The following is a 14,113-nucleotide window of genomic DNA, read 5'->3' on the forward strand; positions in this document are numbered from 1 at the left end:
CCCAGACCATGATCAAACGTATTCTCGTCGCCTGTGTCCTGGGTTGGCCGCTGTCGACCAAGGCCGTGCCGCTGATGGATCTGGTGGACATCGAAGGTATTCGCGGCAACCAGCTGATCGGCTATGGCCTGGTGGTTGGCCTGGACGGCACCGGTGACAAGAACCAGGTGCGCTTCACCAGCCAGTCGGTGGCGAACATGATCAAGCAGTTCGGCATCAACCTGCCGCCGAACGTCGATCCCAAGCTGAAGAACGTCGCGGCGGTAACCGTGACCGCAGAAATTCCGCCGTCCTACAGCCCGGGGCAGACCGTGGATATCACCGTCGCCTCGCTGGGCGATGCCAAGAGCCTGCGTGGCGGCCAGTTGCTGATGACCCCGCTGCAGGGTGTCGACGGCGAAACCTATGCCCTGGCCCAGGGTGCCATCGTCGTTGGCGGCCTCAATGCCACTGGGCAGAGCGGCTCCAGCGTGGCGATCAACTCCGCCAACAGTGGTCGTGTACCCAATGGCGCCACCGTCGAGCGCATGATCCCCAGCGATTTCAGCACCCGCGACGACGTCATGCTCAACCTGCGCCAGCCCAGCTTCCAGACCGCCGCGCGGGTGGTCGAAGCGGTCAACGGCCGCTTCGGCAGCGGCACCGCCAGCGCCCTGAACTCGACCAAGATTTCCATTCGCGCACCCATTACCAGCACCCAGCGCATCGGCTTCATGGCCATGCTAGAAGGCCTGGAAGTGGAAGAGGGCCGCGAGCGGCCGCGTGTGGTGTTCAACAGCCGTACCGGCACCGTGGTGGTTGGCCAGGGCGTACGCGTCAAGGCCGCCGCTGTGGCCCATGGCACGCTGACCGTGACCATCAGCGAGAACCCCCAGGTCAGTCAGCCCAATGCCTTCTCCGGTGGCCAGACCGCCGTGGTGCCGCGCTCCGATGTGGCCGTCAGCCAGGACAAGAACGCCATGTTCAAGTGGCCCGACGGCGCCAGCCTGGACAGCATCATCAACACCGTGAACAGCCTCGGCGCCACCCCGGACGATGTCATGAGCATCCTCCAGGCGCTGGAACAGGCCGGTGCCCTCAACGCTGAACTGATCGTGATCTGAGCCATGAGCATCGTATCCCTCGCCCAACACATGAACAGCCACCGTGGCAGCGCCGATGGCATCGGTACCGCCCGTGAGCAGCAGTTGCAGGCCGCAGCCGAGCAGTTCGAGGCGCTGTTCCTGCAACAGATCCTCAAGCAGATGCGCAAGGCCAGCGACGTGCTCGCCGAAGGCAACCCGATGCGCAGTCGCGAGATGGACACCATGCGCGACTTCTACGACGAGGTGCTGGCCGAGACCCTGGCCGGGCGCAAGCAGACCGGCATCGCCGACATGCTGGTCAAGCAGCTGTCCGGCGCGGCGTCCCAGGCGTCGGATCTGGAGGTGGCCGCAGCCGCTGCCCGTTCGGCGGAACTGCCGCAGCGTTCTTCCAGCAGCCTGCTGGAGCCGCTGCGCGCGACCTGGCAGCGCGGCGTCGATGGGCTGGGCAAGGCCTGGGACAAGGGCTCGGCAGGCTTTCTCGCGCTGGTCGATCGCGTCATCCAGCAGGAGTCTGCCGGTCGTGTCGACGCCGTCTCGCCCAAGGGTGCACGCGGTCTGATGCAGCTGATGCCGGACACTGCGCGGGAGATGGCCGCCGAACTCGGCCTGCCGTTCAGCGAAGCGCGCCTGACCAGTGATGCCGAGTACAACAAGCGCCTGGGCAGCGCCTACCTGGACAAGATGTTGCAGCGTTACGACGGCCATCAGGCGCTGGCGCTGGCTGCCTATAACGCCGGCCCTGGCCGCGTCGACGAATGGCTGAAGGTCAACGGCGACCCGCGCAGTGGCGAGATCGCTACCGGTGCCTGGATCGAACGCATTCCCTTCCAGGAAACCCGCGATTACACACGCAAGATTCTCGGCGATCTGGCCAGCCGCGAAACACCGGTCAAGAACGAAGTACAGCAGCAGACCTCGCTCAGTGCGCAGACCCGCCAGCAACTGGCCAGTGCCCTGAGTGCCGACAGTGGCCTGTTGCTCGGTGCTGTTGCCAGCAAGCAGGTGCTGACGCGCGACGGATTTAAGTCCACCGCAGATTCCGTCGCCCTGTCTTCAGTAACAGCCCAATCCGCTGCCGACGATGCCCGTGCGCCGCGTCTGGCGGCCTTCGCTCAGCCGGTGCGTTTCGAGCGTCAGGAGTCCTAAGTCGTGAGCATCCTCAACCAGATCGCCTACAGCGGTGTGCGTGCCAGTCAGGTGGCCCTGGCCACTACCGGGCAGAACATCGCCAACGTCAATACGCCCGGTTTCAGCCGCCTGCAGACCATCACCGGGTCGCTGGCCGGGCAGGGTGGCTTGAGCGTCGGCGGCGGTGTCGAGGTGATCAGCATTCGCCGCATGACCAACGAATTTCACAACCAGCAGTTGTGGCGCGCGACCACCGAGGAGAACTTCTACGGTGCCTCGCAGCAGTACCTGACCGCGCTGGAAGCGCTGATGTCCGGCACCGGTTCGAGCATCAGCGCCGGCCTCGACCAGTTCTTCGCCGCGCTCAGTGAAGCCAGTGCCACGCCGGGCTCCATTGCCTTGCGTCAGCAGATCATCAGTGAGGCCGGCAACCTGGCGCAGCGCTTCAACGGCCTGAGCAGCAACATCGATGCGCAGGTCAAGGCGCTGCAGGAACAGCGTACCGCCATGGCCACCGAGATCAACGGCCTGACCGAGAACATCGCGCTGCTGAACAAGAAGATCGTCGAGACCGAGTCGGTCAAGGGTGACAGCACCGCACTGCGTGATCACCGTGAAAGCCTGATCGGCGAACTCAGCCAGTTCGCCAAGCTGCGCGTCAACGAGACCCCGGACGGCTCGGTCAGCGTCGCCCTGGCCAACGGTCAACCGCTGGTGGCCGGTCCGACCGCCGGCCAGCTCAAGGTGGCGATGACCGCCACGGGTGAGCAGGAAGTCAGCCTGGCCTTCGCCGGCACCAGCTTCCCGCTGCGTCAGGATGGTTTCGGCGGCGCGTTCGGCGGCCTCTACGATGTCGAGTACAACAGCCTGCGGCCGAATCTGGACGCCCTGCACGACATGGCCAGCCAGCTGGCGCAGATGGTCAACGACGTGCTCGCCACAGGCTTCGATCTCAACGGCAACCCCGGCCAGCCGCTGTTCGTCTACGACCCCACCAGCACCACCGCACTGCTGCGTATCGAACCGCTGACCGCTGAACAGCTGGCGTTCTCATCGGCGGCGGGGGAGACCGGCAACAACGAGGTGCTGCTCGATCTGCTCGGACTGAAGAACCAGACCATCACCCTGGGTGGCAGCCAGGTCACTCTCAACGACGCCTACGCCGGCCTGCTAGGTAAAGTGGCCAGCGACAGTCGGCAGAATCAGGCTGACTTCAAGTCCGCCACTGCCGTGACCCAGCAGGCGCAGTCGCAGCGCGACAGCGTCAGCGCCGTGAGCCTGGACGAGGAGGCGGTCAACCTGATGACCTACCAGCAGGCCTACCAGGCCAACATGAAGGTGATCAACACCGCCAACCAGTTGTTCGACGACATGCTTGCCGCGTTCTGAAGCGGCTTTTAGAGAGATTCAGCCATGATGCGCATCACCAATTCGCAGATCACCTCGCTGATGCACAACTCGATGAACAGCAGTTCTGCCGAGTTGGGCAAGCTGATGCAGCAGATGGCCACCGGCAAGCGCATCCTGCTGCCGTCCGATGACCCCATCGCCAGCGTGCGCGTGCTGCGTGTAGAGCGTGAGGAAGCGAGCCTGGAGCAATTTCGCAAGAACATCGCCAACGTCTCCGGCAGCCTCTCGACGCAGGAAGCCAACCTCAAGTCCACTTCCGACGCGATGCTCAACGTGCGCGATCTGCTGCTGTGGGCGGCCAACGGCTCCAACACCAGCGAAGACCTGGCTGCCATGGCCGGTGAGCTGTCGATCATCGAAGACACCATCTTCAGCTTCGCCAACGTGCGGGACGAGGAGGGGCGCTATCTGTTCTCCGGCACCCTCAGTGACACCCCGGCGCTGGGTTTCGATGCGGCCACCCAGACCTACAGCATCACCGGCAACGACAAGCACCGTCAGGCCGCCGTGGCCAACGGCGTGCTGGTCGACGAGAACGTCACGGCGGCCAGCGTCTTCGGCGCCGGGGTGGGCATGCTCAACGAGCTGCGTGGCCTGATCAACACCCTGCAGGACCCGGCGCTGGACGCCACCGATCCGGCCGTGCGCCAGCAGATCACCGACACCCTCGGCGCTCTGGATGATGCTCATGGGCGCGTCATGGGCTCGATCACCGACCTCGGTGGTCGGCAGAACGCACTGACCCTTCTGACCGACAGCAACGAGGATGTGTCGCTGGTCAACCAGAAGATCGAAGGCGAGCTGTCGCAGCTGGACTATGCTGGCGCCACCATCGACCTGAACAACTACCAGTTGGCGCTCGGCGCGACGCAGAAGACTTATCTGAAGATCAACGAGATGTCGTTGTTCAGCCTGCTGTAAGGAGCCTGCGGTGATCAAGGTCGATACACAGCTCCCGGTCGTCACGGCGCTCGATCCGCAGGCCCGTCGCCCGGTACAGGGCGAGCAGCCCGTACAGCGCCAGCGCAAGCAGTTACCCGCTGAGCCTGCATCACCGCCGCGTGGCAAGAGTGCCACTTTCAATCTGCAGCTCAACCAGCAGTTGACCTCGATGCAGGCGGCCGACAGTTACCTCGGCGAACTGGCCGGGCGACTCGGTCAGCTCAAGCTCAGTCTCAGCCGCGAGCTGAGCAATGCCCAGGCCGGTGAGCGCGACGGCATCAAGCGTGAGCTGGAACAGGTACGCAAGCTGCTCGCCGAACGTAGCCAGCGCTCCGGCGAAGCGCTGGATGCCAGCTTCAAGTTGCGTCTCAGCGAGCCGGTGCGCAGCCGCTTCAGCCTGCAAGGGCTGGACTCCATTGCTGCGGTGCAGCAGGCCGGCAAGGAAACCCTGCTGTTCAGCGCCGGACGCAAGCTGGCCGAGCCGCTGGCGGTGGTGCTCGACGAGGGCCTGAGCGAGCAACAGATTCTCCGTCGTTTCAACGGCGGTCTCGGTCCGGCGGGCATCCGCGCTGAAGTCGACAATGGCGGGGCGCTGAAATTCAGCGCCCGCGAGAGTGAGTGGCAGCAGCTCAAGGGCGAGCTGCGCGTGCAGGGTGAAGGCAAACTGGCGAGTCAGGCTCAGGCGGCCGTGGTCAGTCACGAGGAGCAGATGTTGCGCCTGCCCGATGCCGCGCGCCTCGATGGTGCCCGCGAACTGCGTCGGGCACTGGACGAAGTGGTCGCGGCGCTGGATCGGATCGGCACGCTACGTGAGCAACTCAGCCATCGTCAGGAAGAAATTCGCGAGTTTCTCGCCCGTCATGCCGATCACAACGAGCGTGAGTGGGCCAGGGAGTTTGCTGGTGAAGTGTTCAGCCTGATGCGCCGCAGTCCCAGCAGCTACTCGGCGGTGACTCAGACCGTGGTGGCCCAGGCCAATATCAGCCGTTCCAGTGTGGTCAGTCTGTTGTCCTGATCGCTTGCCTCTCCTCAGCCGTCGGTCGCCCTCCCCCTTTTTTGGCGACTGGCGGCTTTTTTAATTCCCGAGCGGCTGGCCACTGGGCGCAGGCATTTTTGCTGAAGGGTAGTGGCATTCTGGAAAAGGACATCCTGACCCGATGCCAGTCAGCTGATTTGACCATTGATCCGCTTTTTGACTGGTCGCACAGAAATGATGGCGTTTTAGCAGCTATCATCGCCCCCCTCTCCGCAGTGTGTGGGCCCGGCGCCCGTCCTATCTGCCCTCTCGCATTCCAATAAAAACCCCGCATTCAAAGGGTTCAACCCGTTCCGGTGGCTTGTGCTTCCGGTGCATTGCCTTGTTCTCGAATTTTGGAGTACCGACGTGTTGAAGAAGTACCTGACTCTCCTCCTGCTTGCCTGCACCGCGCTGGTCAGCGTGCCCAGCCTGGCGCAGTTGAGCGATTCCGAAGCCATGAACATGGCCGGTCTGCAACGTTCACTGACCCAGCGCCTGGCCAAGAACTACCTGATGATCGGCGCCGATGTGCGCGTGGATGCCGCCCAGCGCCAGCTGCAGGAAACCATCCAGCGTTTCGATGCCAGCCACAAAGCACTTACCGAATACGCCCCTAACGCCGAGATCAAGGCCGCGCTGGCCAGGATCGACGGCACCTGGGCCACCTACCGTCAGCAGCTGGAAGCCAAACCGGAGCAGGCCAAGGCCGCCCAGATGTTCGCCACCAGTGAGGAACTGCTGCAGCAGACGCAGACCGTCAGTGAGCTGATGGGCAAGCACCTGGGCGCCATGGGCGCATCGGTCCACCGCACCGGCTGGGCCCGCGTTCAGACCCAGCGCATCGCCATGCTCTACATGGCCAAGTCCTGGCATGTGCAGGCGCCAGACCTGGATGCCAAGCTGGACAAGGCCGTGAGTGACTTCGAAACCATCCTCAAGGAGTTGGAAGCCCGCGGTACGCCGAACGAGGAAATCGCCAACGCCCAGCGTCGTGCCCGTGCCCACTGGGGCTTCACCCTCAAAGGCATCGACCTGCACGCCTCGCAGGACTTCGTGCCGACCGTGATCACCGTCAGCACCGATTCGCTGTTCCGTCAGCTCAACGAGCTGACCCGCCTGTACGCGGGCCTGCAGGCCAAAGAGGCATAATAGCCATTCGCCAGTTCGTCACCTTGGCGACCCGCTTTTGCGCTATAAACAAGCGTTAGTCGGGCAGAGGTGACGGGCATGAGCGAAGCAACTGATCAGGCGGTGTACAAGACCCTGCTGGAGTCCACCCGGGCGATTCCCTGGAAGATCGACTGGAAGACCATGACCTTCGCCTACATCGGCCCGCAGATCGAGACGCTGTTGGGCTGGTCACAGGCCAGTTGGGTCAGTGCCGAGGACTGGGCGACGCGCATGCACCCGGACGACCGCGAGAAGGTGGTGGAATTCTGCATCGCGCAGTCACAGAACGGCGTCGATCATGAGGCCGACTACCGCGCGCTGACCGCCGCCGGCGACTACGTGTGGATTCGCGACGTGGTGCATGTGGTGCGCGACGACAACGGCGAGGTGGATTCGCTGATCGGCTTCATGTTCGACATCAGCGAGCGCAAGAAGACCGAGGAGCAGCTGCTGACCCTGCAGAAGCAGCTAGAGGAATACTCCTACAAGGACGGTCTCACCGGCGTGGCCAACCGGCGCATGTTCGACAGCGTGCTGGCCAGCGAATGGGCCAATGCCCAGCGCACCCAGCAGCCGCTGTCGCTGATCCTGCTGGATATCGATCACTTCAAGCAGTTCAACGACCACTACGGCCATATCCAGGGTGACGATTGCCTGAAGAGCGTTGGCCAGGCTCTGAGCCGCGCGGCCAGCCGGCCACGGGATTTCGTCGGGCGCTTCGGTGGCGAGGAGTTCGTGCTGGTGCTGCCGGAGACTGACGAAGCCGCCGCCCGCCATATCGCCGAGCGCTGCCGGCAGCAGGTGCGCCAGCAGCGCATTCCCCATGAGCGTTCTGCGGTGTCGTCCCTGCTTACCATCAGCCTCGGTGTCGGCACCTTGGTGCCGGGCGCCCACGACCGCCCGCTGGATTTTCTCAATAGCATCGACAAGCTGCTCTACCAGGCCAAGCAACGTGGTCGTGACCGGCTTGAAGTAGCCAGAATGCCTGCGCGCTCGGAGCTGGATGGCGCCGCTGACGCCCGCGCTTGAGCAATCGTTAACTTGGGCGTAACGATTACGCGAGCTGCTTGATTGATGACCACAAGGTCACGCTCCTAATGTGCCTCCACGACAGCGGAACTCGTGGAGTCTTCAATGACAACAACAATATCCCCACCGCCGCAGTGGTCGCGTCGTCGCGCTGAAAAAGCCCGGCGACTCGATCAGGTGCGCACCCTCGCCGATGGCGTGGTCCTGCCCAGCGACAAGATAGTCACCGCACTTGAGGCACTGATTGCCCCCGGCGATCGCGTGGTGCTCGAAGGCAACAATCAAAAGCAGGCGGATTTTCTTTCCCGCTCGCTGGCCAAGGCCGATCCCGGCCGTCTGCACGACTTGCACATGATCATGCCCAGCGTCAGTCGCGCCGAGCACCTGGACCTGTTCGAGCGCGGCATCGCACGCAAGCTCGACTTCTCCTTCGCCGGGCCGCAGAGCCTGCGCATCGGCCAACTGCTCGAAGACGGGCAGATGGAAGTCGGCGCCATCCACACCTACATCGAGTTGTATTCGCGGCTGCTGGTGGATCTGATCCCCAACGTCGCGCTGGTCGCGGGGTTTCAGGCCGACCGTCACGGCAACATCTACACCGGCCCGAGCACCGAGGACACCCCGGCGCTGGTCGAGCCCACGGCCTTCTCCGACGGCATCGTGATCTTCCAGGTCAACGAGATCGTCGACGAGCTGCCACGCGTGGACATTCCCGCGTCCTGGGTCGACTTCGTGGTGGTGGCGGACAAGCCTTTCTACATCGAGCCGCTGTTCACCCGCGACCCGCGCCATATCAAGCCGGTGCATGTGCTGATGGCGATGATGGCGATTCGCGGTATTTACGAGAGACACAAGGTGCAGTCGCTCAACCATGGCATTGGCTTCAACACCGCCGCCATCGAGCTGATCCTGCCGACCTACGGCGAATCGCTGGGCCTGAAGGGCAAGATCTGCCGCAACTGGACGCTCAACCCGCACCCGACGTTGATCCCGGCCATCGAGACCGGCTGGGTCGAGAGCGTGCACTGCTTCGGCACCGAGCTGGGCATGGAGGGCTACATCGCCCAGCGCCCGGACGTGTTCTTCACCGGCCACGACGGCTCGATGCGCTCCAACCGCATGATGTGCCAGCTGGCCGGGCAGTACGCGGTCGACCTGTTCATCGGCGCCACCCTGCAGGTGGACGGCGAGGGCCATTCCTCCACCGTCACCCGTGGTCGTCTGGCCGGTTTCGGCGGTGCGCCGAACATGGGCCATGACCCGCGCGGTCGCCGTCACTCGACACCTGCCTGGCTGGACATGCGCCCGGCCGACAGCGACGCGCCGCTGCTCGAGCGCGGCAAGAAGCTGGTGGTGCAGATGGTCGAGACCTTCCAGGAAGGCGGCAAGCCCACCTTCGTCGAGCAACTCGATGCCGTCGACATGGCCAAGAAGGTCGGCATGCCGCTGGCGCCGATCATGATCTACGGCGATGACGTCACCCACCTGCTCACCGAGGAAGGCATCGCCTACCTGTACAAGGCGCGCACCCTGGAAGAGCGCCAGGCGATGATCGCCGCGGTCGCTGGCGTCACCGCCATCGGCCTGCGCCACGACCCGAAAGACACCGCGCGCATGCGCCGCGAAGGGCTGATCGCCCTGCCCGAGGATCTCGGCATCCGCCGCACCGATGCCAGCCGCGAACTGCTCGCAGCCAAGAGCATCGCCGAGCTGGTCGAGTGGTCGGGCGGCCTGTACAACCCGCCCGCCAAGTTCAGGAGCTGGTGATGAATGCACTCACTGCAATTCAGCCCCAGCTTTCATTGGGGGATTGGCTGGCCGACCTGGCGGTCGACACGCTGATCGACGAGGCCGATCTGTCGCCCAAGCCGGGGCTGGTCGACCGTCGCGGCAGCGGCGCGCACACGGATTTGCACTTGGGCCTGATGCACGCCTCGGCGCTGGCCTTGTGGCCGAGTTTCAAGGCCATGGCCGAGGCCGCGCAGCAGCGCGGCGAGATCGACCAGACGCTGCGTGAAGACGTCGGCCGTATCGGCCGCGAAGGCGAGGTGGAGATGCTGCGCGTCACCGGCGGCGTCAACACTCACCGTGGCGCGATCTGGGCGCTGGGGCTGCTCAGTGCCGCTGCCGCGCTGGATTCCCGTGAGCTGGCGCCAGCGCAGGTCGCCCTGCGTGCCGCGCGTCTGGCGCTTCTCGATGACCGCGCCGCACCGGTCACTGGCGACAGCCATGGTGCGCAGGTGTGCCGTCTCTACGGCGTGCATGGCGCTCGTGAGGAGGCGCAGCTTGGCTTCCCTGCGGTGATCCAGCAGGCACTGCCGCAACTGGCGCGCAGCCGAGCCGCTGGAGCAGGCGAGCAGAACGCCCGCCTCGATGCGCTGCTGGCGATCATGACCCAACTGGCCGACACCTGCGTGCTCTACCGCGCCGGCATGGCCGGGCTGAGCTGCATGCAGGGCGGTGCCCGCGCGGTGCTCGCCGCTGGCGGTTGCGCCAGCCTCGACGGCCGTCGCCGTCTGCGTGATCTGGAACGCGACATGTTGCGCCTGCGCGCCTCGCCTGGCGGCGCTGCCGATCTGCTCGCCGCCACCCTGTTCCTCGACCGCCTGCAGCATGGCCTGCCGGCGCAGCTTGGGAGTCTGTGAAATGGAAACCCTGTCCTTTGAATTTCCCGCCGGGCAACCGGCACAGAGCCGCGCGCTGGTTGGCTGCGTCGGCTCCGGCGACCTGGAAGTGCTGCTCGAACCCGGCCAGGCCGGCACCCTGGCGATCCAGGTGGTGACCTCGGTGAACGGCAGTGCGCCGCGCTGGCAATTGCTGTTCGAGCGCATGTTTCGCGAGCAGCAGCTGCCCGCGCTGAACATCTCCATTCATGATTTCGGCGCCACGCCGGGTGTGGTGCGCCTGCGCCTGGAACAGGGCATGGAGGAACTGAACCATGGCTGAGCAAGACATTGCGCGCCTGCTGGCGCAGCGCAGCTTCACCGAACTCGGTGCTCGTGAGCGGGCTCGCGCACTGCTCGATGCCGGCAGTTTCCGCGAGCTGCTCGATCCCTTCGCCCGGCTGATGTCGCCCTGGCTGCCCAGGCAGGGCATCGTGCCGCAGGCCGATGACGGTGTGGTGGTGGCCAAGGGGCTGATCGATGGTCAGCCAGCGGTGGTCATCGCCATCGAAGGCGCCTTTCAGGGCGGCAGTCTGGGTGAAGTCGGCGGGGCGAAGATTGCCGGTGCCCTGGAGCTGGCCGCCGAAGACAACCGCAACGGCACGCCGAGCCGCGCCGTGCTGCTGCTGGAAACCGGTGGCGTACGCCTGCAGGAAGCCAACCTGGGCCTGGCGGCCATCGCCGAGATCCAGGCTGCCATCGTCGAACTGCGAGCGTTTCAGCCGGTGATCGGCCTGGTAGCCGGCCCGGTCGGCTGTTTCGGCGGCATGTCCATCGCCGCCGGGCTGTGCAGCTACCTGCTGGTGACCCGCGAGGCGCGCCTGGGGCTCAACGGCCCGCAGGTGATCGAACAGGAAGCCGGGCTGGACGAGTACGACTCGCGTGACCGTCCCTTCATCTGGAGCCTGACCGGCGGCGAGCAGCGTCATGCCAGTGGCCTGGTCGACGGCTATGTCAGCGACGACGTGGAGGCGATCCGCGGCGAACTGCACGGGCTGTTCGCCAAGGGTAAACCCGTGCTGGAACGCAGCCGTCGCCACGCCTGGTTCCTCCAGCGCCTGCGCGCTGTCGACACTTCCGTCCAGGCCGATGCCGCTGCCGTGCGCAGCGCCTACCAGGGAGCATGAACATGACAACTGCACAGGAACAACGCGGCCTGCACTGGTTCCAGGCCCTGACCGGCGCTGCCCAGCCGCAACAAGGGTTGCCTGCTTCGCTGCGGGTGGCCGATGGCGAACTGGCCGGTCAGGCGGTGCGCTATCTGGCGGTTATCGCCGATGCCAACAATCCCTTCCCCCGCGCCCGCAACGGCGAGGTTGGCCTGCTCGAAGGCTGGGGTTTGGCACAGGCGGTGGACGAAGCCATCGAGGCAGATCGCGGCAACCTGCACAAACGGGCGCTGATCGCCATCGTCGACGTGCCCAGCCAGGCCTACGGCCGGCGTGAGGAGGCCTATGGCATCCATCAGGCACTGGCTGGCGCGGTGGACGCTTATGCCCGTGCCCGTCTGGCCGGGCACGCGGTGATCGGCCTGCTGGTGGGCAAGGCCATGTCCGGCGCCTTTCTCGCCCACGGCTACCAGGCCAACCGCCTGATCGCCCTGCGTGACGCCGGGGTGATGGTGCATGCCATGGGCAAGGCCGCTGCCGCGCGCATCACCCTGCGCAGTGTCGATGAGCTGGAGGCGCTGGCCGCCAGCGTGCCGCCGATGGCCTACGACCTGGACAGCTACGCCTCGCTCGGCCTGCTGGCGGAGGTGCTCGATGTGCAACAGGTGACGCAGCCGACGGCCGCCGATCTGGCCCGCGTGCAGGACGCCCTGAATCGTGCCCTGGCCGACATCGCCGAGTCGCCGCGTGATCTGCGTAGCCGCCTGGGCGCCGCCAACCGCGTGGCTTCCACCCAGGTGCGCGAGGCCTTGCGCGCGCAGTGGTGAACGGGGTGTGAACGACCGCCGTAGGGTGCGCCGTGCGCACCAGAAACCGAATCGGTACGCATGGCGCACCCTACGTCCGAGGCCAGCCGCAGGGCGCCTGTAACCCGTCAACCAGAAGCGAAATGCCAATAACCCGGAGATTGAAACCATGCACCCCACACCCCGTCCACATGATCTGCTCTGGGGCCTGCTTCCTGAGCACCTGCCGCAGGAGGCGCCGGCCTGGGCTCGCGCCGCTCTGGGCGGGCATGTGCCGGTGGTGGTGCGCCGAGCACCGGCTGACACCGGATGGGTCGCGGTGGGTATTCGTGGCTCTGCACGTGAACAGCGGCATGCCACCTGGATGCGTGTAAACGAGATCAGCCGTCTGGTCAGCCCACAAGCCGTGGCCCGGGCCGGGCGCTGGCGTAGCCACGCTCAGCCGCACTGGCCGGCGCTGCGAGCCTTGAGCCAACTGGCACCACGTTTCGATGCCCTGGGCCTGGCCTGGGGCGTGACCGGCAGCCTGGGCTTCGAGCTGGCCAGCGGTATCAGTGCCGCCCACCCGGATAGCGATCTCGACTTGTCGTTACGTGCGCCCGATCAGCTTTCTCGCGCCGAGGCGCGCACATTGTGCGTTCTGCTGGATGCCGCGCCGGGTCGTATCGACCTGCAGCTGGAAACACCTTACGGCGCTGTGGCGCTGCGTGAGTGGGCCAGCGAGGCGCCGCGCGTCCTGCTGAAAACCCAGAACGGCCCGCTGCTGGTGCGCGACCCTTGGCAACTGCAGCAGGTGGCGGCGTGAGTACGCTCTGGGCCTTCCCTGGGCAGGGCGCGCAGCAGCCCGGCATGCTTCAGGCCTTGCCCGCCGCGCCGGTAGTGCAGGCCTGTATCGAGCAGGCCAGCGCCGCGCTGGGCGAGGATATACGCCTGCTGGATTCTGCCGAAGCCTTGCAAAGCACCCGCGCCGTGCAGCTCTGCCTGTTGATTGCCGGCGTGGCCGCCGCGCGGCTGCTGGGCGAACGCGGCCATCGCCCCGATTATGTGGCCGGCCTGTCCATTGGCGCCTATGCCGCTGCAGTGGTAGCCGGTGCGCTGGATTTTGCCGATGCCGTGCGCCTGGTCGCCCTGCGTGGCGAGCTGATGCAGCGCGCCTACCCCAGTGGCTATGGCATGACCGCCATCCTCGGCCTCGACCAGGCCAGCATCGAACGCCTGCTGGCCGACGCCGACGGCCCGGTGTACCTGGCCAATATCAACGGCGAAACCCAACTGGTGATCGCCGGCAGCGATGGCGCCATGGCGGCGGTGGCCGAGCGCGCTCGCACGCTTGGTGCCGGTATGGCCAAGCGCCTGGCCATGAGCGTGCCGTCGCACTGCGTCTTGCTCGACGGACCGGCGCGGGCGCTGGCTGACGCTTTTGCTGGCGTCGAATTGCGCACGCCGCAGGTGCGCTACCTGAGCAGCAGCTCGGCGCGCCTGATCCGTGATCCGCAAACCCTGCGCGACGACCTGGCTTACAACATGAGCCGTGTCGTCGACTGGCAGGCCACGCTCGTCACCGCCTATGAACGCGGCGTGCGCCTGCACCTGGAACTGCCACCCGGCGGCGTGCTGACCGGGCTCGCCCGGCGCATCTTCGACGCCGGCCAGGCAATCGCCTTCGAGGGCGCACGTCTGGATACACTCGACGCCATGTTGCGTCAGGAGGTAAGCCGCGACCACTGAGCCGTAGCGTTTACCGAAGCACAAG

At 65.5% G+C, this 14,113-nt stretch carries 14 protein-coding genes; all 14 read left to right on the plus strand.

Going from position 1 to position 14,113, the window contains the following annotated elements; translation table 11 throughout:
* The first annotated feature begins 8 nt into the window (after positions 1-8).
* Complete coding sequence (locus tag H3221_RS05955) at positions 9-1,103, plus strand: flagellar basal body P-ring protein FlgI (protein WP_196474210.1); 1,095 nt, start codon at positions 9-11, stop codon at positions 1,101-1,103.
* Between the two features lie 3 nt (positions 1,104-1,106).
* The gene (locus H3221_RS05960) at positions 1,107-2,231 is read left to right on the plus strand and encodes a lytic transglycosylase domain-containing protein (protein WP_196474209.1); all 1,125 of its coding nucleotides are present in this window, start codon (positions 1,107-1,109) and stop codon (positions 2,229-2,231) included.
* 3 nt (positions 2,232-2,234) lie between these two features.
* Entirely contained in the window at positions 2,235-3,602 is a 1,368-nt protein-coding gene (gene flgK, locus H3221_RS05965; RefSeq protein WP_196474208.1) for a flagellar hook-associated protein FlgK, read from the plus strand.
* 24 nt (positions 3,603-3,626) lie between these two features.
* On the plus strand, positions 3,627-4,544 hold the full coding sequence (gene flgL, locus H3221_RS05970) for a flagellar hook-associated protein FlgL (protein ID WP_196474207.1): 918 nt from the start codon (positions 3,627-3,629) through the stop codon (positions 4,542-4,544).
* Between the two features lie 13 nt (positions 4,545-4,557).
* Positions 4,558-5,580: a hypothetical protein gene (locus H3221_RS05975; RefSeq protein ID WP_196474399.1), complete on the plus strand. Its 1,023-nt coding sequence runs from the start codon at positions 4,558-4,560 to the stop codon at positions 5,578-5,580.
* A 369-nt stretch (positions 5,581-5,949) separates the two neighbouring features.
* Positions 5,950-6,732 (plus strand): type IV pili methyl-accepting chemotaxis transducer N-terminal domain-containing protein, encoded by a 783-nt coding sequence (locus H3221_RS05980; RefSeq protein ID WP_196474206.1) that lies wholly within the window; start codon positions 5,950-5,952, stop codon positions 6,730-6,732.
* Positions 6,733-6,810: 78 nt separating this feature from the next.
* Positions 6,811-7,782, plus strand: coding sequence for a sensor domain-containing diguanylate cyclase (locus H3221_RS05985; protein ID WP_196474205.1), 972 nt, complete (start codon positions 6,811-6,813; stop codon positions 7,780-7,782).
* A 105-nt stretch (positions 7,783-7,887) separates the two neighbouring features.
* The gene (gene mdcA / locus H3221_RS05990) at positions 7,888-9,549 is read left to right on the plus strand and encodes a malonate decarboxylase subunit alpha (RefSeq protein ID WP_196474204.1); all 1,662 of its coding nucleotides are present in this window, start codon (positions 7,888-7,890) and stop codon (positions 9,547-9,549) included.
* Positions 9,549-10,427, plus strand: coding sequence for a triphosphoribosyl-dephospho-CoA synthase (locus tag H3221_RS05995; RefSeq protein WP_196474203.1), 879 nt, complete (start codon positions 9,549-9,551; stop codon positions 10,425-10,427). Before mdcA ends, H3221_RS05995 begins: the two co-directional genes overlap by 1 nt.
* A gap of 1 nt (position 10,428) precedes the next feature.
* Complete coding sequence (locus tag H3221_RS06000) at positions 10,429-10,728, plus strand: malonate decarboxylase subunit delta (RefSeq protein ID WP_196474202.1); 300 nt, start codon at positions 10,429-10,431, stop codon at positions 10,726-10,728.
* Positions 10,721-11,572 (plus strand): biotin-independent malonate decarboxylase subunit beta, encoded by an 852-nt coding sequence (locus H3221_RS06005; protein ID WP_196474201.1) that lies wholly within the window; start codon positions 10,721-10,723, stop codon positions 11,570-11,572. Before H3221_RS06000 ends, H3221_RS06005 begins: the two co-directional genes overlap by 8 nt.
* 2 nt (positions 11,573-11,574) lie before the next feature.
* Positions 11,575-12,381, plus strand: a complete 807-nt coding sequence (gene mdcE / locus H3221_RS06010) for a biotin-independent malonate decarboxylase subunit gamma (protein ID WP_196474200.1) — start codon at positions 11,575-11,577, stop codon at positions 12,379-12,381.
* A gap of 148 nt (positions 12,382-12,529) precedes the next feature.
* Positions 12,530-13,165, plus strand: a complete 636-nt coding sequence (locus H3221_RS06015; RefSeq protein ID WP_224490505.1) for a malonate decarboxylase holo-ACP synthase — start codon at positions 12,530-12,532, stop codon at positions 13,163-13,165.
* A complete protein-coding gene (gene mdcH, locus H3221_RS06020; RefSeq protein WP_196476723.1) occupies positions 13,162-14,088 on the plus strand; it encodes a malonate decarboxylase subunit epsilon in 927 nt (308 codons plus the stop codon). The genes H3221_RS06015 and mdcH overlap by 4 nt, the downstream gene beginning before the upstream one ends.
* Positions 14,089-14,113 lie beyond the last annotated feature (25 nt).

The organism is Pseudomonas chaetocerotis, from assembly GCF_015712105.2.
Taxonomy (GTDB): domain Bacteria; phylum Pseudomonadota; class Gammaproteobacteria; order Pseudomonadales; family Pseudomonadaceae; genus Aquipseudomonas; species Aquipseudomonas chaetocerotis.